This is a genomic window from Pseudohalioglobus lutimaris (assembly GCF_002866825.1).
GTDB classification, from domain to species: Bacteria; Pseudomonadota; Gammaproteobacteria; order Pseudomonadales; family Halieaceae; genus Halioglobus; species Halioglobus lutimaris.
In genome coordinates this window covers 49,793-72,312 of record NZ_PKUS01000002.1, presented here as the reverse complement: position 1 = coordinate 72,312, position 22,520 = coordinate 49,793, and the positions used below count along the sequence as shown (strand labels likewise).

Here is a 22,520-nt window from a genome sequence, read left to right as displayed (position 1 = left end):
ACCCGCCAGAGCGATGCAAACCTTGCGCTCTGTGGCAGCCATGTTATGTAAATCCGGTAATCAGGCGCAACGCTTCGATCACCCCTTGCCCCTCGGCTGCTTCCAGGCCATCTTCGGTCAGCGTGTTCTCGCGGGTGACGCCATCCACACTGCCGTGGGCGGAGAGGTAGTCGAGAAGCGCCAGCGGCGAGATGTTGGCGAGCAGGTCCGTATCGTGCCAACGGGCGAGCAGTGCAATTAACCCATATGCGCCCCAGTTGGAGACATCCGCCACCAACAGTTCGTCACAGCCAGTCACTGCAGCGTTGATGTCCAACGCGCTAATAGCGTCAGCAATGTTACCCATACCGACTTCGTTGCCACCGTCGCCAATGGCAATAGTTGGGCACTTGGCCAGGTTCATGTAGGGGTCAAAAAAACCGCAGCGGACAGTGATGTCCTCTCCGCGCATATTGTAATAGCGATTATCCTCGCTCAGCCCCGGGCGCTCGATAGAAATAACCGCCGTAGGCTGCAGGCGTTGCAGAGTTGCTGCCGCTTCTGCCTCGGCGGTGGTGATGTCCCTCGCCAGTAGTGGCAGCACCCGGTACCGGTCTGCCAGGCAGTGACTCAGCGGTGGTCCGCAGACTATCACCGGCTCTGCGCCCAGGGTCGTCAGCGTGTCATACAGCGCAATCGCACCCACCGGGCCGTCAGTTTCGAAAGTTTCATTTACCGGGAAACCGGTGCCAATGAGAACGGTGCCTTTTGCATTGCGCAAGTGTCGCGCAGCGCGCAGGTAGTAGCCGGGTTCCAGCGCAGCCTGCGCGACCTGCATCTGGCGCGGGTTACGCGTTACCAGGGCGTTCTCGATGGCAATGCTCAGTTCCAGTTCATTCACGGAGTACGCTCCATCAGGGGTTGGCGACGGAAATAACTTTGCGCAAGGTGCAGTGCGTTGTGCGCGGCATGAGGGGTAATCGCAGTGAAATACACGGTGCCCCCGGGTCTTAATTGCGCCAGTAGCCCGCAATCCAGCGACAATGCGGAACCGATTTTCGGGTAGCCGCCTATCGTCTGGCGGTCATTCAACAGCACAATGGGCTGGCCGTCGGCGGGGATCTGGATTGCGCCAAAGCAAATACCCTCGGAGAGGATGCCCTGCAGGTCACAGTCAATTGCCGGGCCCTCCAGGCGATAGCCCATGCGGTCACAGCGATCGCCAACCCTGTAGGCGTGACTGAAGAAGCGGCGTTGCTGATAGCGATTGAACTGCTCCTGTTGGTAGCCGGGTATCACCCGCACGGTGACGATGTCGTGATAACGCGGCTGTAGGTCCTCGGGCAGATAGAGCCTGCGGCGTGCGTTTGACTCACTGCAGGGCAGCCTGTCTCCAGACTCAATTTTGCCGCCATTGAGGCCGCCAATATGCTCGCGCATCACCGTAGCGCTACTGCCAAAGCTGAGGGGAACATCAAACCCACCTGCCACGCCAAGGTAAGCGCGACAGCCGCGCTCGGCGAATTCTACGGCGATATTGTCACCGGCCCTTACCCGCAGGGTTTCCCAGCACGGTTGTGGCTGCTTGTTGATGCGCAGTGTCATCTGCGCGCCAGTCAGGCAAATAAAGGTGTCGACCTCGGCTTCCAGTTGTACCCCGCCAAAACTGATTTCCAGCGCTGTCGCCCCCACCGGGTTCTGCAACAGGCGGTTGCAGCAATTGAAGGCCTGCGGATCCAATGGGCCGCCGTTAGTCAGGCCAATGCGATGCTTGCCCTGGCGCCCGCCGTCCTGCAACAGGGAGAGTATGCCTGGCTGCAGAACCCGCAGGCTCACAGCTCACCCCCCAGGGCCAGGAAGCGGGCGCGCGCTATAGGTTCGAAGCGCACACGATCACCCACGGTTACAGGCATGATGGGGCTGGCATCGGGATTGAACATTCGCACCGGGCAGCGGCCTATTAGATTCCAGCCACCGGGGGAGACAGCGGGGTATACAGCAGTCTGGCGATCAGCGATGGCCACTGCGCCACGGGGCACTTTTTGCCGGGGCGTAGACAGGCGTGGTGCAGCGATGCGCGGATCAACCTCGCCCAGATAGGCAAATCCGGGCGCAAAGCCAATGGCGTAAACACGGTATTCGCTCTCGCTGTGCAGGGCGATGACCTGGTCTATGCTGAGGCCGGCGCGGTCAGCCAGCGCGGCGAGATCTTCGCCGGCTTCGGGATGGTAATACACCGGTAAGACAACCAGCTTGCCCTCGAGCTCACCAGCGGCGGCGAGGTGAGTGACGCATTCCCGCACCCGGCGCCCTACAGACAGGTGATCGGTGGTGAAGGAATTGTAGATGATCAGCAGCGAGGCGTAAGAAGGTACGAGGTCGATCAGGTCGTCACCCAGCGCCAGTTCGACGGCGGCTGCGGCCGCCTGTACCCGCGCGGATACTTCCGGACTGGTCGCGTTACCGAGGTACAGAATCAGGGCATTTTCACCCGCACTGTGCAGTTCCATGGTTTGCTACTTCCCGCCCACCAGGGCACGGATTTCGCGAATAGCCTGCACGCCCTCGGGATTGTCGCCGTGTACACAGAGGGTGTCCGCCGCCAGCGGCAGTGTATGTCCACTGATCGTGGTCACGCTGCCCTGGTTCTGCAACTGGGCAACCTGTGCCAGCATCTTGTCCCGGCTGTGCACTGCACCAGGCAGGCGACGGGACAGCAACTTGCCGTCGTCGTCATAACAGCGGTCGGCGAAGGCCTCGAGCAACACCTCCAGCCCGAGGACCGCTGCCTCGTTGCGATGGGTATGAGCTTCTGGTGTGGCCTGCAGCATCAGTGGCAGAGGGCGGTGGTAGGCCGCCAGCGCCTCCATGACGGCGGCGCGTACTTCTGCCTTGGACATCATATCGTTGTATAGAGCGCCGTGCGGTTTGACGTAGTCGACCGTCAATCCTGCGCTGGCAGCCATGCCATCCAGCGCTGCCACCTGGTAGTGCAGCGCGGCGATGAGTTCATCGCTGGTGAGCGTCATGGATCGTCGCCCGAAGCCGACCAGGTCCGGGTAGGCGGGGTGGGCGCCGATACTGACGCCGTGTGTGGCGGCCAGTGTCAGGGTGTTGCGCATGGTCAGCGGGTCGCCACCATGAAAACCGCAGGCAATATTGGCCTGGTCGATGTGTGGCATGACCTCATCGTCAAGGCCCATAGTCCAGCTGCCGTAGCTTTCACCCAGGTCGCAGTTCAGTAGCATTCGTTTCCTACCTGTTGGTTTACATTACGGCCAGGCGGCTGTTGCGCAAGTCAGTCACCAGCATGTGTCCCGGGCTGTGGGTAATCGCAAAGGGCGGCCTGGCCTTTTCCAGTGCCACCTGCGGGGTGACGCCACACGCCCAGAATACCGGCAATTCATCTTCCGCTACCGTAACCGCGTCGCCGAAGTCGGGCGTTTCGAGCTTCTCTATGCCGATCAGTGCCGGGTCGCCCAGGTGCACAGGTGCACCGTGGACCGAGGGAAAACGGGTGCATATCTGGACGGCGCGAATGGCGTCGGCCGCTTTGAACGGCCGCATGCTCACCACCATCTTGCCCTGAAAACGGCCAGCGGGGGTACAATCAATGTTGGTGCGATACATCGGTACGTTAACCCCTTCGCTGACGTTGCGCACCTCCAGACTGTCCGCCAGCAGCGCCTCTTCAAAAGAAAATGAGCAGCCCAGGGCAAACGCCACCAGGTCATCACGCCACAGCGTTGCAATATCCGCGACTTCTTCACTGAGCCTGCCATCGCGAAAGACGCGGTAGCTTGGCACATCGGTTCTGACGTCAATATCCCCCAAAAGTGGTAAGGATGCGTCGCCCGGTGACGGTGAAATGGCCAGCAGCGGGCACGGCTTGGGGTTGGCCTGGCAAAAGCGCAGGAATTCATCGGCCCAGTCCGCCGGTAAAATCGCGAGGTTGCACTGCACATAGCCTGGCGCGATACCCGAGGTATTGCCATTGAATTCGCCGGCGCGTATGGCCTGGCGCAGTTCAGCGGGAGAGAAATCGCGGGTCATCGGTGATCCTGCCATTTAAAAAAGATGTCGCTTAAGTTTGGCACAGATTGCGATTTCTGGATAATGGCCGCTGGCTTTATCAAGACCAACCGGAAGAACGAACATGCTGCAGCAGTTAGTGGATATTCTGACCCTTGAATCACTGGGCGAAGATCGTTTTCGTGGGCGCAATATGCACCCGCAAGGCTTCAGGGTTTATGGTGGGCAGGTGCTGGCCCAGGCCTTGAGCGCTGCCCAGCAAACGGTTGACCCGGCGCGGGTGATTCACTCCCAGCATGCCTATTTCCTGCGCCCCGGTGACTGCGCTGAACCGGTAGTCTATGAGGTAGAGCGCGCCAGGGATGGTGGTAGCTTCAGTTCCCGCCGGGTGGTGGCACTGCAGAAGGGGCGCCCCATACTGGTGTGTTCGCTATCCTTCCAGACCGACGACGGCGGCTTTGATTTCCAGGAGCCGATTCCGGAGGTTGTCCCGCCCGAAGCCTTGCCCAGCGAGAGGCAGCGCGCCATCGACAGCGGGACGCTGGATGAAAACTTCATGATTACCACCGGGGAGGACCTGGACGTGCGTATGGTGCGTCCCATTGACTGGGAGAATCCGCAGCAGGCCGAAGGTGAGCTGTTGAACTGGATGAAAACCAACGGCCCCGTCGGCATTAACCCGGCGTTGCATGCATGCCTGCTGACGTACATGTCAGACACTATGGTGCTGGACGCCGGGCTGATACAGCATGGCCGGTCCTGGATGCAGATGGAATTGCAGGTGGCGAGCCTGGACCACGCAATCTGGTTCCATGCACCCTGCAGGACCGATCAGTGGTTGCTGCATACCGCTAACCTGGAGCGCAATAGCGGGGGGCGGACTCTGGTGCGTGGGCGATTCCACACGCGCGATGGACTGCACGTGGCCACTGTGATGCAGCAGGGCCTTATGCGTAAGCGCTGACGCTGAGCCGGTTGCGTTGTAACAAGAGACCTTATAATGTCGGGGGCTTAAGCCCGACGACTGCAGGAACGCATCATGCCGCATCCCCGACACACCGCTAAAACGTACCCCCACAAGCCCGCCATCATCATGGGTGACTCCGGGGAAATGGTCACCTACGGCCAACTGGATGAGCGTTCCAACCAGGGGGCGCAGCTGTTTCGATCGCTGGGGCTGCAAGCCGGTGACCACATCGGCCTGATGATGGAAAACAATGCCCGGTTCCTGGAGATCTGCTGGGCAGCCCAGCGCGCGGGTATTATTTATACTCCCATCTCCAATCATCTGAAGCACGGTGAGGCGGCATACATACTGGAAAACTGCGGTGCCAGGCTGTTTATTTGCTCGCACGAGTTGAAAGACCTGGCTGAAAAGTTGCTCAATTCGGCCGGCAGTGTCGCGCACTTCCTGATGGTTGGGGGCGTGATCGACGGTTACGACTCCTGGGAAGAGGCCATGTTTGCGCAACCGGAGGAGCCCATCAGCGACGAGAAGAACGGTGTGCCAATGCTGTATTCCTCGGGTACTACCGGTCAGCCCAAGGGGATTCTGGTACCGCCTCCCAGTGACGATGTGGATGCGCCTCACCCCATGGCCCAGAGCCTGGGCATTGCCTTCGGCTTTAGCGAGGAGACAGTTTATCTCTCTCCCGCACCGCTCTATCACGCTGCGCCGCTGCACTACAACATGATGAACCTCTATCAGGGCGGAACGTCGGTCATTATGGAACGCTTTGAGCCGGAGCGGGCCCTGGCGCTGATCGAGGAACATCGCGCCACCCACAGCCAGTGGGTACCCATCATGTTTATTCGTATGCTCAAGCTGCCGCAGGAGGTGCGAGAGCGCTATGACGTGAGCTCCATGCAGTTTGCTATTCACGCAGCGGCCCCCTGTCCCATCGAAGTCAAAGAAAAGATGATCGACTGGTGGGGCCCGGTTATCGTCGAGTACTACGCTGCCAGCGAGGGAATCGGAGCCACCATTATTGACTCAGCCGACTGGCTGGAGCACAAGGGCTCTGTCGGTAGGGCGCTTTCCGGAGTGCTGCATATTCTCGACGACGATGGTAATGAGCTGCCCCCGGGAGAAGTGGGCACCATCTACTTCAGCGGTGAGCAGGCAAATTTCGAATACCATGGCGAAGCGGAGAAAACGGCTGGTGCCTTTAATGAAGCAGGCTGGGCGACCACCGGTGATGTGGGTTATCTCGACGAGGACGGATATCTCTTCCTCACGGACCGTAAGCATTACATGATCATCTCTGGCGGGGTGAATATCTACCCGCAGGAGATTGAAAACATGCTCGTGGGTCACGACAAGGTAGCCGATGTTGCGGTCTTTGGCGTGCCCTGTGATGAATTCGGCGAAAAAGTGCAGGCGGTGGTAGAGCCAATGAACTGGGCAGATGCCACCGATGAGACCGCGATCGAAATCCTGGAATGGCTGCGCGAACGGATTTCACATATCAAGCTGCCCAAAGCCCTGGACTTTTCTCCCAAGCTGCCGCGACTGGATAACGGCAAACTCTACAAGCGCCACCTGATGGAAGAGTACAAGGGCGGCGCACGCGCCGACGACAAGCCCGAGGAGTAGTGTGCGGTGGCGCGCTGCGGCGCACGGTTTTGCCTATAACCGCGCTTGCACTGCGGCCTGCGCGGCCTCTTGCTGTTTGCGCTTGTAGCGCTGACTGAACGGCAGGTAAAAAGCCGGCACCACGAACAGGGTGAACAGGGTGCCCACCAGCATACCTGCGGTAATCACCAGGCCGATACTGAAGCGGCTGTTGGCACCCGCGCCGCTGGCAATCAGCAGTGGCCACACGCCCAGTACCGTCGCAAAGGTTGTCATGAGAATAGGCCGCAGGCGCTGCGAAGCGGCCTGCAATACCGCTTCTCTGCGGTCCAGTCCGGTCTCCGCCAACTTGTTGGCGAACTCCACGATCAGGATGCCGTGCTTGCTGATCAGGCCGATCAGCGTCAGCAATCCGACCTGGGTGTAGATGTTCAGCGTGGCGAAGCCCAGGGCGATGGGTACGATTGCACCGAAGATCGACAGTGGCACGGTAACCAGTACCACCAGGGGGTCGCGGAAGCTGTTGAACTGCGCTGCCAGTACCAGGAAGATCAGCATCAACGACAGGGCAAAGAGTATGGGAAAGGCCCCGGTTTCCTGTACGAAGCGACGGGAGGCATCGGTATATCCGGTGCGGAACCCGGGGGGCGCGATTTCCTGCAGCGTTTGTTCCAGAAACGCCAGCCCGGCTCCCAGGCTGTTGGGCGGCATCATGATGCCCTGCAGCGTCGTGCTGTTCAGCTGCTGGTACTGGGTGAGGGTGTTGGGTTCCACGCGCGTGTCCAGCGTTACCACAGCGGACATGGGCACCAGTTCACCTGCAGTGGTGCGCAGGTAGTATTTCTCCATTTCTTCCCGGGTAAGGCGGAAATCCCGGCCCGCTTGCGGAATGACCTTGTAGCTGCGTCCGTCCAGGGTAAAGCGGTTAACCTCGGCTTCGCCGAGCATCAGTGCCAGGGTCTCGCCGATATCCTGCATGGAAATGCCCAGTCTTGAGGCGCGTTCGCGGTCGATATGCACCATGATTTCCGGCCGGTTGAACTGCAGGGTCTGGGTGACAAAAGCGAACAGGCCCGATTCACGCGCGGCCTGCAGCAGTTCATCGCCTACCCGCTTGACTTCACGATAGTCGGCGGTGGATGCGGCAACGAAACTCACGGGTAGCCCGGCGTCGGCGCCGGGCAGCGACGGCGAGGCGAAAGTAAACAGCTCCATACCGGCTACCTGGCCCAGTTTCGCCTGCAATTCCGCCTGCGCCTCGGCCATTGTTCGCTCGCGCTCGCTCCACGGGAACAGGGTAATGCCGCCAAAATTGCTGTCGGGTTGGATGACCTGCCAGGAGTGGCTGAATTCGGGGATGTCTTTCCAGATGTCCACGACCTCGGCAAGGTAATGATCAGAGTAGTTCAGGTTAGCGTGGCGCGGTGCAATGCCGACCACATAGACACCACCGGTATCTTCTTCTGGCGCCAGTTCTTCCTGGGCGATGGTAAAGAGCACGGGCAGACTGGCCAGCAGGCACGCTGCCAACAGCAACACTGCGCCGCGGTTGTTCAGGCAGGCGCCGAGCAGACCCTGATACTTCTCTATCAGTACCTCGAAGCGCCGGTCCAGCCAGTTGGCAAAGCGCCCCTGGTGCGCAGCATCCTTCAGTACCCGGGACGCCATCATCGGGCTGAGGGTCAGTGCCACCACACCGGATATGACCACCGCACCGGCCAGGGTCAGGGCGAACTCGCTGAACAGGGCCCCGGTGAGACCGCCTATAAAGCTGATGGGAGCATAGACCGCGGCCAGGGTCAGGGTCATGGCGACCACGGGCATGGCGACCTCGCGCGCACCGGTGATTGCGGCCTGCATGGGGCTCAGGCCGAGTTCGATGTGCCGGTGCACATTCTCCACCACGACAATAGCGTCATCCACCACTAGGCCGATAGCGATCACCATGGCCAACAGGGTGAGTAGATTGAGGGTGAAACCCAGTGAGTAAATCAGGAATATCACGCCGATCAGCGACAATGGTATGGCCACCAGCGGTATGAGCACCACGCGCAATGAGCCCAGGAACAGGTAGATCACCAGGATCACGATCAGTGCTGCTTCTATCAGCGTGGTGATCACCTCGCCCAGTGCTTCGTCAATAACCACGCTGCCGTCCCAGTCCAGCAGCATTTCCATATCAGCCGGAAGCATGGCTTCTATTTTCGGAAGGGCTTCATGCACGGCTCGCGAAACGTCCAGCGGATTGGCGTCGGGCGCAGGCGTGATCGACATGAATACGGTATCGCGTCCGCTTGACAGGGTCTTTATCTGGGTGGTTTCCGCAGCGAGTTCCACGTCGGCGACATCGCCCAGGCGCACACGCTCATCCCCCGCCTGGCGCAGGACCAGGTTGCTGAACTCCTCTGGCGTCTGCATGTCGGTGCTGGCGTCCACGGTAACGCGCACCATATTGCCGTCGGTGGCACCGGCCGCCGAGATGAAGTTGTCGCGGTTAATCGCCGCGTTGACGTCACTGGCGGTAACCCCCAGGGCCGCCATCCTTACCGGGTCCAGCCATATTCGCATTGCCAGTTTGCGGGCAAACACGTTCGCCTTGCCGACGCCGGGTAGCGTCGCCAACTCGGGCTGCACACTGCGTAGCAGGAAGTCCGTGACCTGGTAGGCACTCATTTGTTTACTGTAAAAGCCCAGGTACATCATGGCATCGGTACCGGACGCTGAACTGATGATCGGGTCCTCTATATCGCGCGGCAGATCGCCGCGGGCTTCATTGACCTTGGCAATCACTTCGTTGAGTACGTCGGTGCTGTTTTCGCCCAGTCGCATATGTACGGTGATGCTGGATTGGCCGGGATTGCTCTCCGAAACCATATATTCGATACCGCGGGCACCGGCAATACGGACCTGCAGGGGGTTGGTCACAAAACCCTGCACCGTGCGGGCACTGGCGCCGGGGTAAATGGTCTCCACGTAGATAACGCTGCGCTCGAGTTCCGGGAACTCGCGTATGCCGACACGAAAGGCGGACGCGGTGCCTAACAGCAGCAGCAGGCTGCTGACGACAATCGCCAGTACCGGACGTTGAATAAAGCGATCGGTAAATTTCATTGGGTGAAGGCCGGCGGGTTGTCCTCGGCGACGATGCGGGCGCCCCGGTAGAGCTTGTTCTGTCCCACACTGGCTATTCTGTCACCGACCATTACTCCGCTGCTGATAGCAATGCGGCCATCGCGCACCACGCCGGTCTTTACCACCCGCGGGTTGACCAGCAGACCATCGGCATCCTCTTCTACCGCAAATACCGTGTCTCCCTGCAGCGAGTAGCTCACTGCGGTCTCCGGCAGGGTGATCACCTGGCGGGGTTGCTGCAGGTCGATACGCAGTTCGGCAAACATTCCCGGCAACAAGCCATCGCTCTCTTGCAGTGCCGCACGCAGTGCCAGGTTGCGTGTGCCGGGGTCTACCGCCACATCTACAGCCTCCAGTATGGCTGCATAGCTGCGATCGCTGGAGGCTGTGCGCACTGTTATCGGCAGGCCCTTGCGCAGACTGGGAAAATGGCGGGCTGGAACAGAGAAGTCGATCTCCAGTTCCCTGAGGTCCTGCAGGGTGGTAATGGCCGTGCCATTTTCTATGTAGTCACCGCGCTTGACGTCGATAATGCCCACACTGCCGGCGAAGGGGGCAACGATGCGCTTGTTGTCCAGCTGTGCCTCGATCTCGGCCAGGCTTGCTATCGCCACATCCAGGTCCGCCCGGGAGCGGTCCAATTGACTCTGGGGAATGGATTGCTGCCTGATCAGGCTGGCGTCACGCTCGAACAACTGGCGCGCCAGCACCAGGTTGGCCCTGGCTCGCCTGAGGCTGGCCTGCTCCACGCTGTCATTGAGGGTCAGCAATAGCTGCCCGGCAACGACCTGCTCGCCGGAGTTAACGCTGATGTTGATAATTTCACCACTGGTTTCAGCCGCCAGGTTGACGCCGCGGGTGGCGCGGATACTGCCAACGGCAGCCAGTGTCGAAGGCCAGGTTTCCTCGCGGGCGGTAGCAACGGCAACGCGGACCGGCGGCGGAGTGAAGTCCATGGACGCGAGTGTGGAAAACGTGTTGTACAGGTACCCGGAAATGCCTCCGAAAAGCAGAAGCAGAAGCAGAGCAACGTAAAAGTAGGCGCGCACGGATATCCCCAGATTCAGGTGTAAGTGTAACCGGCTGTATTCTATGTGTTTTTTGGGAAGCCTGCACTCCTGGGTTGGCGTTTTTGCGGGCGGCTCCCGATTTGTGTAATTTTTGTGATTGCGCCGCGCTTGATGGAGATCAAGGCCCAATGTGATCACTGTTCACTATGCTCTGGGTATCATTAGGCAATTGTTTTATGCTGTCGCAACCCCTGTGGGTTGGCCCCAGGCAAGAGAGGTATCAAGTGCGTAAATCCCGCAAACTGAAAAAGCTTCAAAAACGGATGTATACCGCTGACAGTTACACAGACTGGGTAGAGGCCGCTGTCGAACATGACGAAATCTCCGGCGCCCGGCGCTGGCGGGAAGTCGACCATACCAATCAATATGACTACGGCCAGATTCGTATGCGCCTGGACCGGCTGCGCAGTTTGCGCGCTCGTCAGGACCACCACGGTCTGCTCTACACACTCAATGAAGGTATTCACGGCAACATGGGTGGTATGGGCCGGGACAGCCTGTATCGGCGTGCCAACTTCGGTACCAAGGTGCTGATTGAGCAATACATAGACGAAATCGATGACGCCCTGCGCTACCTCGCTGAACTGCCGTCTGACATAGTAGACCCTCAGGAGAAGCTCGACTTTTTTTATCGGGCCAATATCTGTTTTGGTCGCTCGGCACTGATGCTGTCAGGTGGTGGCGCCCTGGGCTTTTATCATCTGGGCGTGGTCAAAGTGCTGTTGGAGCAAGGCCTGTTGCCCAGGGTGGTTTCCGGTTCCAGCGCGGGCGCCATTATGGCGGCTGTTCTCGGCACCCACACTGACAAGGAAATGATGCATTTTTACGAACCCGCCAATGTGCATTTTGAGGCGGAGCGGGAAGCCAGCTTGTTTTCCAAGATGTTTTTCGGCACCAACCCGCAGATCGATGTGGGCGATCTTGAGTTGCTCATCGACCGGATGGTGCCTGATATGACCTTTCAGGAGGCCTATGAAAAAACCGGTCGCCAGGTCAGCATTACGGTCGCACCGGCGGAAACGCACCAGCGCTCTCGTCTGCTTAACGCGATTACCTCACCCAACGTCCTGATTCGCTCCGCTGTGATGGCTTCCGCCGCCGTGCCCGGCGTGTTCCCACCGGTCACCCTGATGGCCAGGAACATGCACGGAGAGGCCCAGCAGTACCTGCCCACGCGCAAATGGGTGGACGGGTCTATCGCCGACGACCTGCCGGCGAAGCGCCTGTCCCGCCTGTACAGCACCAATCACTATATCGTCAGTATGGTGAATCCTATTGTCACCCCGTTCCTCGATTCTGATCACGACCGCAGCGCACTGTCGCGTGCGTTGGGTGGCCTGGGCATCGGCGTGGGTCGCGAAGTGTTGAATTTCTACCGCGGGATGGTGCAAAAAGACGGCGATAACTGGCCCCGATTCAACATGCTGATGAATACGGTGCACGCACTGATGGACCAGGACTATAGCGGTGATATCAATATTGTGCCCAGCTTCCGTTGGTACAACCCGACCAAGTTACTTTCGCACCTGTCGGAAAAAGACCTGATCGGCCTGATGAAAGGCGGCGAACATTCCACGTATCCGCAGCTGGAGCAGATCAGGTTGTGCACGCGTATCAGCCGCACCATGGAGGAGATCCTCAACCGGTTCGAAACCGGCGACCTGCGGGAGCAGACGCTGGAAGTCAATCGTCCGCGTTCCTCGCGGCGCCGCCCACCACCGATCCGCACTGATCGCGCTGCCAAACGTGAGCCCCGTGCCGGTGAGGATGTCGGCACGGCCGCGCCGGTTAAAAAGAAAAAGGCGCCAGCGCGCAAGAAGAAGCCGGCTCGCAAGACGGCGGTGAAGAAGGCCGCTGCCAAGGAGGGCGATACGGTCGGCAGGCAAGCGGCCTGACGGCACCCGCTTTTCCCCCGGGGAAGCGTTCGATGTGACACTGCTGGAGGCGAAATGAGCGAGGTCCGCTTTTACCTTAGCCTGATTCCACAGGCGTTAGTGGCATCCATGTTAAGTCCGGACGATTTCGGACTCTACTATGCGACAGGCAAGCAGGCTCACACGCACGGCGAGGCTATTTTTTTTGAGGTCGACCCGGATTGGCGCTCCGACGATTTTCCTTTTGATATCAGCGTAGAAAAATGTGTCCCCGGCCCCGACGGTCAGCCCAAAGAGTCAGTATACATGGGTATTTATCGCGTGCTGTCGCGGGTGCCGGTCAGCGCACTGGGGAGTCTTTACCTGGTCACACCTGACGGGGTTGTTCTTGAGCTGAACAAAATGCAGTACACCGAATCCGAGGAGAAGGAGCTCCATCTCTACCAGGAATTCTGTCCGATCACACCGATGGTGGCCAGCCGGCTCAATCCGCGTCAGTTCTGCGATTTCATTACCGATCAGTCACAGCCGATACATGTGCCGCGAATTGTCTTTTCCGAGTTGCGCCTGAACGGCCTCTCCAGCGACCCGAAGCGCGGCGACGCACATGACCTGCCGTACCATAACCTGCAGCACCTGAGAGACTGCCTGTCACAGATAGACAGCAGCCACAAGGAAACCAAACTGGTAGCCAAGCAGGCCACCGAAGGCGTGCTGTACCGCATGGTCAAGGGCGGATTCTATGTGGGCGATCACGCGGAATTCGCCTACTACCCCTATCCGTCAATAGACGAGTTGGAAACCCGCTGTCGCAGCTGGTGGCGCTCGGCGCAGATCGCGAGTCGTCCATGGATCTAGCAGGGTGACTTCCGAGCTGGTTTTCTGGTTGGCACCTGCTGGTGTGATCGTCGGGTTGCTGTTCGCCGCACTCTTTTACCGCGATATGCTGCGTCAGGACGCAGGCAGTGAGCATATGCAGCGTATTGGCGGACATGTGCAGCGCGGGGCTATGGCCTATGTTGCCCAGCAATACAGGATTATGTTGTGGGTGTTCCTTGGCCTGGGTTTGCTGTTCACTCTACTATCCTTTGGCTTCGGCGTGCAGAGTCGCTATCTGCCGGCACTTTTTCTTGCCGGTGGCGCGTTTTCCGCATTGGCCGGCTACGTGGGCATGCAAACGGCCACTCGTGCCTCTGTGCGCACAGCCGCCGCGGCACGTCATTCGCTGGGTGGTGCTCTGAGGGTGGCTTTTCGCAGCGGCGCGGTGATGGGTTTGGTCGTGGTCGCACTGGGCCTTGGCAATGTGCTCGCCTGGTTGCTTTTCGCAACCGCCTTTATGCCGGCCACGGCGGAGCAGGGCGGTGGACTGGTATTGATCACCACCACGGGACTTTCTTTCGGCATGGGGGCTTCCCTGCAGGCACTGTTCGCCCGTGTGGGCGGTGGAATCTACACCAAAGCCGCGGATGTTGGCGCCGACCTGGTGGGCAAGGTGGAAAAGGGGATACCGGAAGACGACCCGCGTAACCCTGCAGTGATAGCCGACAATGTCGGCGATAACGTCGGCGACGTTGCCGGTATGGGCGCGGACCTGTTCGAGTCCTATTGCGGTTCGCTGCTGGCCGCCACCGCGCTGGGTGCGGCAGCATGGTCGCAGGATCCGGTCATGCAACTGAAGGCGGTGGTTGCCCCGTTAGCCGTCGCCGGCCTGGGTATTCTGCTCTCTGTGGTCGGTGTGTTCATCGTTACCACCAGGGAGGGTGCGAGTCAGAAGCAACTGCTGGCATCGCTTTCCCGCGGTATCAATGTGAGCGCCGTACTTATCCTGCTGGCCAGCGCCGCGGTGCTGCATGGCCTGGGTATTACCAATCCCTGGGGACTCTGGGGTGCGGTCGTGTCCGGCCTGGTCACCGGTATCGTCGTTGGCAGGGCTACCGAGTACGCTACTTCCCCGGGCTACTCCCCTACCCGCAGGGTGGCTGCGCAGGCCGAAGGAGGCGCAGCCACCACGCTGATTGCCGGGCTGGGCGCGGGCATGCAATCCACGGCTATTCCAGTGCTGGCGGTGGCAGTTGGTACCTTGATGGCGTTTCTCTGTGCCAGCGGTTTTGACATCGAGCAACTCAACGTTGGCCTGTATGGCGTGGCGATAGCTGCTGTGGGCATGCTTTCCACCCTGGGTATTACCCTGGCCAGCGATGCCTATGGCCCCATTGCCGACAACGCCGGCGGTAACGTGGAAATGTGTGAACTGGGGCCTGAGGTGCGTGCGCGTACCGATGCCCTGGACTCACTGGGCAATACCACCGCTGCCACCGGCAAGGGCTTTGCAATTGGCTCTGCCGCCCTCACTGCGCTGGCATTGATTGCGTCCTATATCGAAGTGGTGCGCCTTGAGATGCTGCGCCGTGGCGAGACCGTGCTGCTTATGGAGTCGGGTGTCTCCATAGAGCTCAGCGTTGCGAGCCTGCAGGACTTCATGGCTTACTTCAATGTAACCCTGCTCAACCCCGTGGTACTGGCCGCCATGTTCATCGGTTCGATGACCGCGTTTGTTTTTAGCGGCATGACCATGCAGGCGGTGGGCCGCGCTGCCTCAGCCATGGTCGATGAGGTGCGGCGACAGTTTCGTGAAAACCCGGGAATCTTGCGCGGCGACTGTGAGCCTGACTACGCCAGCTGTGTGGAGATATCCACACTCGGTGCGCAGCGCGAAATGATCGCGCCCGCCCTGCTCGCGGTGCTGGTGCCAGTCGCCACCGGCCTCATACTGGGCGTAGCGGGCGTGATCGGACTGTTGTCGGGCGGTCTGGCGACGGGTTTTGTCCTGGCTGTATTCTTGTCCAATGCAGGTGGCGCCTGGGACAATGCAAAAAAGTATGTTGAGGAAGGGCACCACGGCGGTAAGAATTCGCGGGCGCATCACGCAGCGGTGATTGGCGATACCGTGGGAGACCCGTTCAAGGACACCGCCGGCCCCAGTCTGAATATCCTGGTCAAACTGATGAGTATCGTGGCGATAGTCATGACAGGGGTGACGGTAGGATTCAGCCTGCTATAGTAATACGGTAGTGCCACAATAAGGAATCAGCCAATGCCAGCCCCCAGTACCATACGCGATTGCATGCGGCGCAATCCGCTCACCATTCACCACGATGCCAACCTCGTCCAGGCGATCGAGATGATAGTCGAGTACAAGCTCACCGGACTGACGGTAACAGATGACAATGGCAAAGCCGTGGGGATTCTCTCGGAGTTGGATTGCATCAAGGCCGTGCTCACAGCGCTCTACAACGATGGTGACCCCGAGTACACCCTGGTTAAGGGCGCGATGAGCACTGACCTGGCTACCTGTTCCCCGGGTGATGGCATTGTCGAGGTAGCCCAGTCCATGCTGGATACCCGACAGCGTCGTCGCCCTGTGCTGGAAGATGGCAAGCTGGTGGGGCAGGTCAGTTCCAGTAATGTGCTCTGGGCCCTCATGGAGCATTCGCGTCGCAAAACGCTGAGTTCACGAAAGTGATACCGGCTTAGCCGATATTGCGTTCTGTACCTTGCCAGAAAGGCTCACGCAGCACTTTCTTGAGAATCTTTCCTGAGGCATTGCGTGGCATTACCTCCAGGGTGCGCATTTGCCTGGGGATCTTGTAACCGGCGATTTTATCCCGGCAGAAGTCGATGAGCTCCTCCACTTCCAGCTCAGCGTCAACGTTAAGCACAATGAATGCGAGCAGGGACTCGCCGTACTTGTCGTCCGGCACACCAATCACCGCCACATCGGCCACCGCCGGGTGCTGGGCGATAGCGTTCTCAACCTCCACCGGGTAGATGTTTTCGCCGCCGCTGACCACCATGTCCTTCATCCGGTCCTTCAAATAGAGATAACCGTCCTCGTCCTGGTAACCGGCATCACCGGTATGGACCCAGCCGTCGGTGAGGCTTTCGGCGGTGGCCTCGGGCAGGTTGTAGTAGCTTTGCATGTTGGTATCCGACTTCAGCCAGATTTCACCGATCTCGCCCGTGGCAACATCCTTGCCATGGGAATCCACTATCCTGACCTCGGCACCTACCGACGGGCGGCCACATGAGCGCAGCAACTCGGGCTTGCCCTCCAGCGCGCGGCGGTGATCGTCGGCCGACAGGTTGACGACCGTTCCGGTGGTCTCAGTCATACCGTACATCTGGACAAAGTCGCACTGGAAAACTGCCATGGCCTTGCGCAACACGCTCTCTGAAATAGGGGACGCGCCGTAAAATACCTGGGTCAGGTTGCTGAAGTTGCGTTGCTCAATACCCGGTATCTGCAGTATCGCCATTATCATTGCAGGTACCATGAAGACATTGCTCACCGGGTATTGCTCTACATCGTCGACAAATTGCAGCGGATCGAAGCTGCGGTGCAGCAGTGTATTCAGCCCCTTATAAATACCGAATAGCAATGAGCCCATGCCACCAATGTGGAAAAGTGGTGCGCAGATGATCGCAGCCATACCGGCGCTGGCCCGCCGTGGTGCAGCCGTGTCATTCATCGCGCACAGGGAGAGCACATTGAAGTGGCTGATCACCACGCCTTTAGGATTGCCGGTCGTGCCGCTGGTGTAGAGCTGCAACAATGCATCCCCGGGTGTCACCGATACATCTGGAACCTGCGCCGATTGCTGCGCCAGCCAGGGATGGAATTCAATGCAGTCCGCTCCCTGCTCGCCCAGTACTACAAGTTCACCAGCAATGAGATTTTTCAACTCCTGTACGGCATCGGGTTTCATTTCCGGCGCGAGTAATACACCCGTTTCCGCATCGCTGATAATAAATGCCAGTTCTGCCGGGGCCAGCCGGTGATTCAGTGAAACAGTTACCGCCCCTATACGTCCGGCTGCCATTGCCAGAAGCAGGTGCTCCAGGCTGTTTTCGCCCAGAATGGCTACCCGGTGACCATGGCAGACCCCCAGCTGCAGCAATCCATTGGCCAGTTGCAGGCTGCGTAGCGCGACATCGCGGTAGCTGTAGGTTACGCCATGCTGGGTAAGGCAGGGCAGGTCGGGTGTGTTGCGCGCGTAGTAATCGAGAAAGTTATAAACCAGCATTGTTTTTATGGGTCCGTTTGACGTTTGAATATCTGCTAAGCTTCGGCGCTAGTGTCTTTCCAGTCAATGAAAGGTTTACGTGAAGCTTTCTGTTCTCGATCAGTCCCTCGCCCGCTCTGCTGGGGAGGTCCCCGCGGCATTGCAGGAAACCCTGCAAATGGCGCAGTGGTGCGAGCGTCTGGGCTACACACGTTTCTGGGTTTCCGAGCACCATGCCTTTCCGTCGGTGGCCGGCAGCGCGCCTGAAGTGCTGCTAGCGGCCCTGGGGGCAGCTACCGAACATATTCGCCTGGGCTCCGGCGGCGTGATGTTGCCACATTACAGTGCCTACAAGGTGGCTGAGGTGTTTTCCCTGCTGGCTAATTTATACCCCGGGCGTATCGATCTGGGAGTAGGGCGGGCACCCGGCGCGGACATGTCCACGGCCGTGGCGCTGGCAACCGACGGCAAACCGAAGTTCCAGCGCTTTCCTCAGCTGGTAGAGGATCTTTCCCGCTATCTCTGGGACCGGACGGCTACACCGGTGGTGAGTCCACCCCCGCCGGCGGACCTGCCCCTGTGGATGCTCGGCTCCAGTCCAGACAGTGCGGTACTGGCGGCGCAGCGCGGACTACCTTATGTGCTCGGTCTGTTTATCAATCCCCAGGCGGATGCGCGCCTGATCGGTCATTACAAGCAGCGCTTTCAACCCGGGCTGTTGCAGGACAAGCCCTATGCGATTCTGGCCATGAGTGTGTTCTGTGCCGACTCCGAGGAGCAGGCGAGGGCTCTGCAATTAACCTATGATATCAACCTGTATCGCTTTTTTACCGGTCAGTCCGATGGAAGTTCGTTGTCACCGCGAGAGGCACTGGCATATACGCTGGGATCGCAGGAGCGTGCGTTTATCGCCGGCCGAGAAAATAGCAGAGCGGTAGGTACGCCGGCGCAGGTGCGCGAACAGGTGAGCCGTCTTGCCGCCGAACACCATGCCGATGAGGTGATGGCGGTTACCAATATGTATTATTTTGAGGACCGCAAGCGGTCTTTCCAGTTGCTCAGGGAAGTCTTTGACTAGCGTTCTCCGGACTGGCGAGCAGCGATGGTGCGCACCGCACCCAATACTGCATCACATGGGAGCCTGTAGTGGTTACTGAATTGAACTTTCGTCCCCGGCGTTCCTGCCTGTATATGCCAGGTGCCAATACGCGAGCGCTGGAAAAGGCACAGGCGTTACCCGCAGACACCCTCATTCTGGATCTGGAGGACGCCGTCGCGCCAGAGGCGAAAGCTGGCGCGCGCCAGGCGGTGCAGGAAGCGGTCAGTGCGAAAAACTACGGGTCCAGAGAGGTGTTGATTCGTATTAATAGCCTGGACTCGGCATGGGGGCACCATGACCTGGCTATGGCGGTGGCAGTAGAGCCGGACGGTCTGCTGTTGCCCAAGATCACCAGTGGGGATCAGCTGCGCCAGGTGGACGCGTTGCTGGACAAGGCTGGCGCCGACCCCGGGATGGGTTTGTGGGCGATGATAGAAATGCCCAGGGCAGTGATTGATATTCGCGAGATTGCCGCTGCTGCGCAGGACACGCGCCTGCGCGGCCTGGTGATGGGGCTGAATGATCTTGCTCTGGAGACAGGTGCATTGACCACACCGGATCGAGCCGCGTTTCAGGCAGCGCTGATGATGGTGGTGATGGCGGCTCGCGCCTGGGGGTTGCTGGTCATTGACGGAGTGTACAACGATTTCAGGGATGACCCGGGCCTGGCCAGGGAGTGCGAGCAGGGCAGGGTGTTCGGCTTTGACGGCAAGTCACTGATTCACCCGGCGCAGATCGAGACTGCTAACCGGATCTTCGCTCCGGACCCGGCCGACGTCGCTCACGCCCGCGCAATTATCGATGCTTTCGCGTTGCCCGAAAACCAGGGAAAGGGCGTGATACAGGTGGCTGGCAAAATGACCGAGCTGTTGCACCTGCAACAGGCGCGGCGCCTGGTGGCGATCAGCGAGGCCATCTCCGGGGCCGCGTGAGCAGAGTAGCGCTATGTTTGCGCCTCAAGCTGATTGAGGCGGGTAAGTGTTACCCAACAAGCCGGCGGCAGCAGTGCTCGTATGCTTAATCGGGCCCTCGCGGTCACCACCGCGTGCGGCGTGTTAAGGCTTATTCGTCAACCCAGTCGCGCAGCTGCGAGTCCGCAATTGCTCTAAAGGCGCTGCGACAATCAGTTTCACTGGCGAAGGCAGGTTCGGCAAACTCGCGCCAGCCCTGGGCACCGCAGTCGTCCACGCCGGCCCTCAGTTCCAGCGTGCTCAGTGCCGCGTTTTCCACATCGCGCAACCGGTAGGGGAGGTCCAGCAGTTCCTTGCGCGAGAACATCTCGGTCATATCGGCATAGTGAGGGGACTCCGTGTTGGTAGACAGCGAGTATGCCAGCACGCCGCGGGCTTTCACCTCATTCCCGGTAAGTTCCACTGCCATGATCCAGCTTGCGCTGGAACCGGTGACTGCGGGGTAGCCCTCGCTGCCGGCGAAATTGAAGGCCATCTTATTGAACACACCTTCGCCCTCTTCACCGCCGTGCAGCGGGATGAGCCGGTCATTCTTGCGCACAGTCTGCAGGTCGCCCAGTCTTGCGTCCAGCGCTATGCCCGCTTCCTCAAGCAGGACTACGGCCCTGGCCAGCGCCTCCAGCGCAGCGGGGTTGTCATCGGTGTCCAGCCCACGGGGTGTATTGACCGGGTCTTCAATATCGAAGGGCACGCTGTAGTTCAGGCCCGCCGGCAGACGCCTGCTGAAGGTTCCGCCGGAGGCCGCACGAATAAACTCGCGGAAAAGGTGTGCGCCTCTGCTGTCCAGGTTGGAGTGCAGGTCCCAACCGGCCAGCGCTGCGCACGCCTCAGCGAGATCCACCCTTGTACCGTCTACTTCCACGTTGGGGTTATCCCGACACAGCACAACCAGGTCATCCCGCAATAGCCGCCCGGCGAGGTTTTCGTTGCTGAGCATCCGGTCGACGATGGATTCGACGTCAAAGGTGTTGCCGGGGAGCCCGTCAGTTCCCGCAATGCGTTGCTCGATTGTCGCCAGGCCGCTGCGGGTTCGCAGCGTCCGTTCGCTGGCACGGCTGCCCTGTACCTGGGGGATACCTTCGATGGGTGCTTGCGGGTTGGCAAGCCAATAACTGTCGTTGGAATTGGTCACATAGTCACGGCGAATCAGCGCTGCCTGCTTGCTTGTGCCCAGCAGACCTGGTGCAGCAGAGTCAGGGTCAGTCTGCCATGCGCAGTCGCTGGTATTGCCCCTGAATGCCGGCGCAAAGCGCGGGACCGGTACGGGTGTTGGCAGCGCGCAGTCCCGCAGTTGTGCATCGGTCAGGTTGGCCACGGGTCCAAGGTCACCGTAGAACGCCTCGCCATTGCTGTCCGCAGCGATGGTGTTGGTGTTGGCGGTGGCCTGGTAGCGGCCGAGCACGGTCCTGATCTCGCGCACGTTGGTGGCCCGCGCCAACCCCTTGAATTGACCGTTCTGGCCGCGATTGCCTTCATCGGCGACGCGCAGCGCGAAGGCCTTCTCTGCATCCCATGGGAACAGCATCCCCAGCAGCAGGCCATGGCGGGATTCGTACAGCGTATGACTCTGCTGCTTCACACTGCCGTCTGCCTGCAGTACAGCGACGGACAAGGGGATCGCTTTGATCGCCTCTTCCCTGCCATCGTACTGGTAGCTCATGGGGTTGCCGGGCGTCAGCTCCAGCTGATACAGGGCCTGGGTGCGCGAAGCGGTGACGGTGTTGGTCCAGGCGACATCGCCGTTGGTGCCAAAGCCCACCAGCGGCCGCTCATAAGTATTGGCCCCAAGCAGATTGGTGACGCCGGGGATAATCTGGTGCCGTGGGAAAAACTGAAAACTGACATCCCAGTCCAGGTGTGGGTTGGTGTAGAGCAAGCCGCCTGAGTGTGCCGTATGTTCGCTGCCGATGGCCACGCCGTTGCTGCCTTTGTCGTGCGCCGTGGCCATCGTCTCGATTGCAACTGCCAGCCCGGCTTTTTCGGAATCGCTCAAGACCTTGTTCGCAGTCGAACTGTTGCCAGTAGGTGACATGGGCGGAGTCGCGGCGAGGAACAAGTTTGCCAGGTGGGGCAGGAATACGGGCGTGAGTTCGGCGCGCCGTACGTCCTCAGCACGCATGGGCATGATCCATTTCGCACCCCTGCAAGCCGGGTCAGGCAATTTGCTTACCGTCGTCTGTCGCAGGTAGTGGTTGTATCCGGCGGCGAAGCCCGCGTAGAGGAATTCCATCTCCGGGGACACCTGGGCTGTGTACATTCCCGTCTGCACCATGTAGGCGCGAAACAGGTCGCTGTTCAGGTTGCCATCGTTGGGTCCCAGGTATTGCGACAATTGGCCGCGCAGCCGCAGTATGTTCTTAGCCATAATGCAGACATTATCCTGGGCCGCGGCATAACCGGTACCGAAGCCAAGGCTGCCAAAATCCTGCGCAACGATATGCGGAAAGCCTCCCTCGGTGCGGTGGACGGTGGCCGCATAGGCCACGCCGTCGTCCAGACTTGCGCCACCGTCCCGTGAGTTTGAGCACCCCAACAATAGAGCGGTGCTGGCCAGGGTAAGAATTAAGCAGGTTAGCCGCATAGATTTGTTCTCTTGTTATTGGATAGTGTGGGTGGGCGCGGGTTCTGCCCGCGCTCAGTGTGAACACTACTGCAGGTGTGCCGGTTGTCCAGCACCGGTGCCTGACGCCCCGTGCGCGGTATGGCTGCGCAAACTGTGACCGGT

Annotated in this window: 17 protein-coding genes; 8 read left to right on the top strand and 9 right to left on the bottom strand. The window is 59.7% G+C overall.

Annotated features, from left to right (window positions below):
• Positions 1 to 43 precede the first annotated feature (43 nt).
• From C0039_RS02680 to C0039_RS02660, 5 genes are read right to left on the bottom strand one after another with little or no spacing between them, the layout of a single operon-like run.
• Positions 44 to 880 carry a glutamate cyclase domain-containing protein gene (locus C0039_RS02680; protein WP_076000646.1) on the bottom strand — a complete coding sequence of 279 codons (837 nt, stop codon included), beginning with the start codon at positions 878 to 880 and terminating at the stop codon, positions 44 to 46.
• A complete protein-coding gene (locus tag C0039_RS02675) occupies positions 877 to 1,815 on the bottom strand; it encodes a 5-oxoprolinase subunit C family protein (protein WP_101517158.1) in 939 nt (312 codons plus the stop codon). Before C0039_RS02675 ends, C0039_RS02680 begins: the two co-directional genes overlap by 4 nt.
• Entirely contained in the window at positions 1,812 to 2,489 is a 678-nt protein-coding gene (gene pxpB, locus C0039_RS02670; protein WP_101517157.1) for a 5-oxoprolinase subunit PxpB, read from the bottom strand. The genes C0039_RS02675 and pxpB overlap by 4 nt, the downstream gene beginning before the upstream one ends.
• 6 nt (positions 2,490 to 2,495) lie before the next feature.
• Positions 2,496 to 3,227, bottom strand: coding sequence for a 5-oxoprolinase subunit PxpA (locus C0039_RS02665; RefSeq protein ID WP_101517156.1), 732 nt, complete (start codon positions 3,225 to 3,227; stop codon positions 2,496 to 2,498).
• A 19-nt stretch (positions 3,228 to 3,246) separates the two neighbouring features.
• Positions 3,247 to 4,032 carry a putative hydro-lyase gene (locus tag C0039_RS02660; protein WP_101517155.1) on the bottom strand — a complete coding sequence of 262 codons (786 nt, stop codon included), beginning with the start codon at positions 4,030 to 4,032 and terminating at the stop codon, positions 3,247 to 3,249.
• Positions 4,033 to 4,135: 103 nt separating this feature from the next.
• Here C0039_RS02660 and C0039_RS02655 point away from each other — a divergent pair, with 103 nt between their 5' ends.
• Together C0039_RS02655 and C0039_RS02650 are read left to right on the top strand one after the other, a co-directional pair.
• A complete protein-coding gene (locus C0039_RS02655; protein ID WP_076000651.1) occupies positions 4,136 to 4,975 on the top strand; it encodes an acyl-CoA thioesterase in 840 nt (279 codons plus the stop codon).
• 75 nt (positions 4,976 to 5,050) lie between these two features.
• Positions 5,051 to 6,607, top strand: a complete 1,557-nt coding sequence (locus tag C0039_RS02650; RefSeq protein WP_101517154.1) for an acyl-CoA synthetase — start codon at positions 5,051 to 5,053, stop codon at positions 6,605 to 6,607.
• A gap of 33 nt (positions 6,608 to 6,640) precedes the next feature.
• Here the strand turns inward: C0039_RS02650 and C0039_RS02645 are convergent, their stop codons facing one another.
• Positions 6,641 to 9,697, bottom strand: a complete 3,057-nt coding sequence (locus C0039_RS02645; RefSeq protein WP_101517153.1) for an efflux RND transporter permease subunit — start codon at positions 9,695 to 9,697, stop codon at positions 6,641 to 6,643.
• Positions 9,694 to 10,767, bottom strand: a complete 1,074-nt coding sequence (locus tag C0039_RS02640) for an efflux RND transporter periplasmic adaptor subunit (protein ID WP_101517152.1) — start codon at positions 10,765 to 10,767, stop codon at positions 9,694 to 9,696. Before C0039_RS02640 ends, C0039_RS02645 begins: the two co-directional genes overlap by 4 nt.
• A 245-nt stretch (positions 10,768 to 11,012) precedes the next feature.
• On the opposite strand from C0039_RS02640, the gene C0039_RS02635 reads away from it, so the two are divergent.
• From C0039_RS02635 to C0039_RS02620, 4 genes are read left to right on the top strand one after another with little or no spacing between them, the layout of a single operon-like run.
• Entirely contained in the window at positions 11,013 to 12,683 is a 1,671-nt protein-coding gene (locus C0039_RS02635) for a DUF3336 domain-containing protein (protein ID WP_243391537.1), read from the top strand.
• Between the two features lie 54 nt (positions 12,684 to 12,737).
• Positions 12,738 to 13,520 carry a hypothetical protein gene (locus tag C0039_RS02630; protein WP_101517150.1) on the top strand — a complete coding sequence of 261 codons (783 nt, stop codon included), beginning with the start codon at positions 12,738 to 12,740 and terminating at the stop codon, positions 13,518 to 13,520.
• A 4-nt stretch (positions 13,521 to 13,524) separates the two neighbouring features.
• A complete protein-coding gene (locus C0039_RS02625; RefSeq protein WP_101517149.1) occupies positions 13,525 to 15,723 on the top strand; it encodes a sodium-translocating pyrophosphatase in 2,199 nt (732 codons plus the stop codon).
• A gap of 33 nt (positions 15,724 to 15,756) precedes the next feature.
• Positions 15,757 to 16,185: a CBS domain-containing protein gene (locus tag C0039_RS02620; protein WP_232334757.1), complete on the top strand. Its 429-nt coding sequence runs from the start codon at positions 15,757 to 15,759 to the stop codon at positions 16,183 to 16,185.
• Positions 16,186 to 16,192: 7 nt separating this feature from the next.
• Here the strand turns inward: C0039_RS02620 and C0039_RS02615 are convergent, their stop codons facing one another.
• Positions 16,193 to 17,746: a long-chain-fatty-acid--CoA ligase gene (locus C0039_RS02615; protein WP_101517148.1), complete on the bottom strand. Its 1,554-nt coding sequence runs from the start codon at positions 17,744 to 17,746 to the stop codon at positions 16,193 to 16,195.
• A 79-nt stretch (positions 17,747 to 17,825) separates the two neighbouring features.
• On the opposite strand from C0039_RS02615, the gene C0039_RS02610 reads away from it, so the two are divergent.
• Positions 17,826 to 18,803: an LLM class flavin-dependent oxidoreductase gene (locus tag C0039_RS02610; RefSeq protein ID WP_101517147.1), complete on the top strand. Its 978-nt coding sequence runs from the start codon at positions 17,826 to 17,828 to the stop codon at positions 18,801 to 18,803.
• Between the two features lie 68 nt (positions 18,804 to 18,871).
• A complete protein-coding gene (locus tag C0039_RS02605) occupies positions 18,872 to 19,756 on the top strand; it encodes an HpcH/HpaI aldolase/citrate lyase family protein (protein ID WP_243391536.1) in 885 nt (294 codons plus the stop codon).
• 130 nt (positions 19,757 to 19,886) lie between these two features.
• Here the strand turns inward: C0039_RS02605 and C0039_RS02600 are convergent, their stop codons facing one another.
• On the bottom strand, positions 19,887 to 22,376 hold the full coding sequence (locus C0039_RS02600) for a penicillin acylase family protein (protein ID WP_101517145.1): 2,490 nt from the start codon (positions 22,374 to 22,376) through the stop codon (positions 19,887 to 19,889).
• Between the last annotated feature and the right edge of the window lie 144 nt (positions 22,377 to 22,520).

Coding starts and splice junctions, on each gene's coding strand:
- pxpB (WP_101517157.1), bottom strand. CDS start 2,489: ATGGAACTGCACAGTGCGGGTGAAAATGCCCTGATTCTGTACCTCGGT.
- C0039_RS02665 (WP_101517156.1), bottom strand. CDS start 3,227: ATGCTACTGAACTGCGACCTGGGTGAAAGCTACGGCAGCTGGACTATG.
- C0039_RS02660 (WP_101517155.1), bottom strand. CDS start 4,032: ATGACCCGCGATTTCTCTCCCGCTGAACTGCGCCAGGCCATACGCGCC.
- C0039_RS02655 (WP_076000651.1), top strand. CDS start 4,136: ATGCTGCAGCAGTTAGTGGATATTCTGACCCTTGAATCACTGGGCGAA.
- C0039_RS02650 (WP_101517154.1), top strand. CDS start 5,051: ATGCCGCATCCCCGACACACCGCTAAAACGTACCCCCACAAGCCCGCC.
- C0039_RS02645 (WP_101517153.1), bottom strand. CDS start 9,697: ATGAAATTTACCGATCGCTTTATTCAACGTCCGGTACTGGCGATTGTC.
- C0039_RS02630 (WP_101517150.1), top strand. CDS start 12,738: ATGAGCGAGGTCCGCTTTTACCTTAGCCTGATTCCACAGGCGTTAGTG.
- C0039_RS02620 (WP_232334757.1), top strand. CDS start 15,757: ATGCCAGCCCCCAGTACCATACGCGATTGCATGCGGCGCAATCCGCTC.
- C0039_RS02615 (WP_101517148.1), bottom strand. CDS start 17,746: ATGCTGGTTTATAACTTTCTCGATTACTACGCGCGCAACACACCCGAC.
- C0039_RS02600 (WP_101517145.1), bottom strand. CDS start 22,376: ATGCGGCTAACCTGCTTAATTCTTACCCTGGCCAGCACCGCTCTATTG.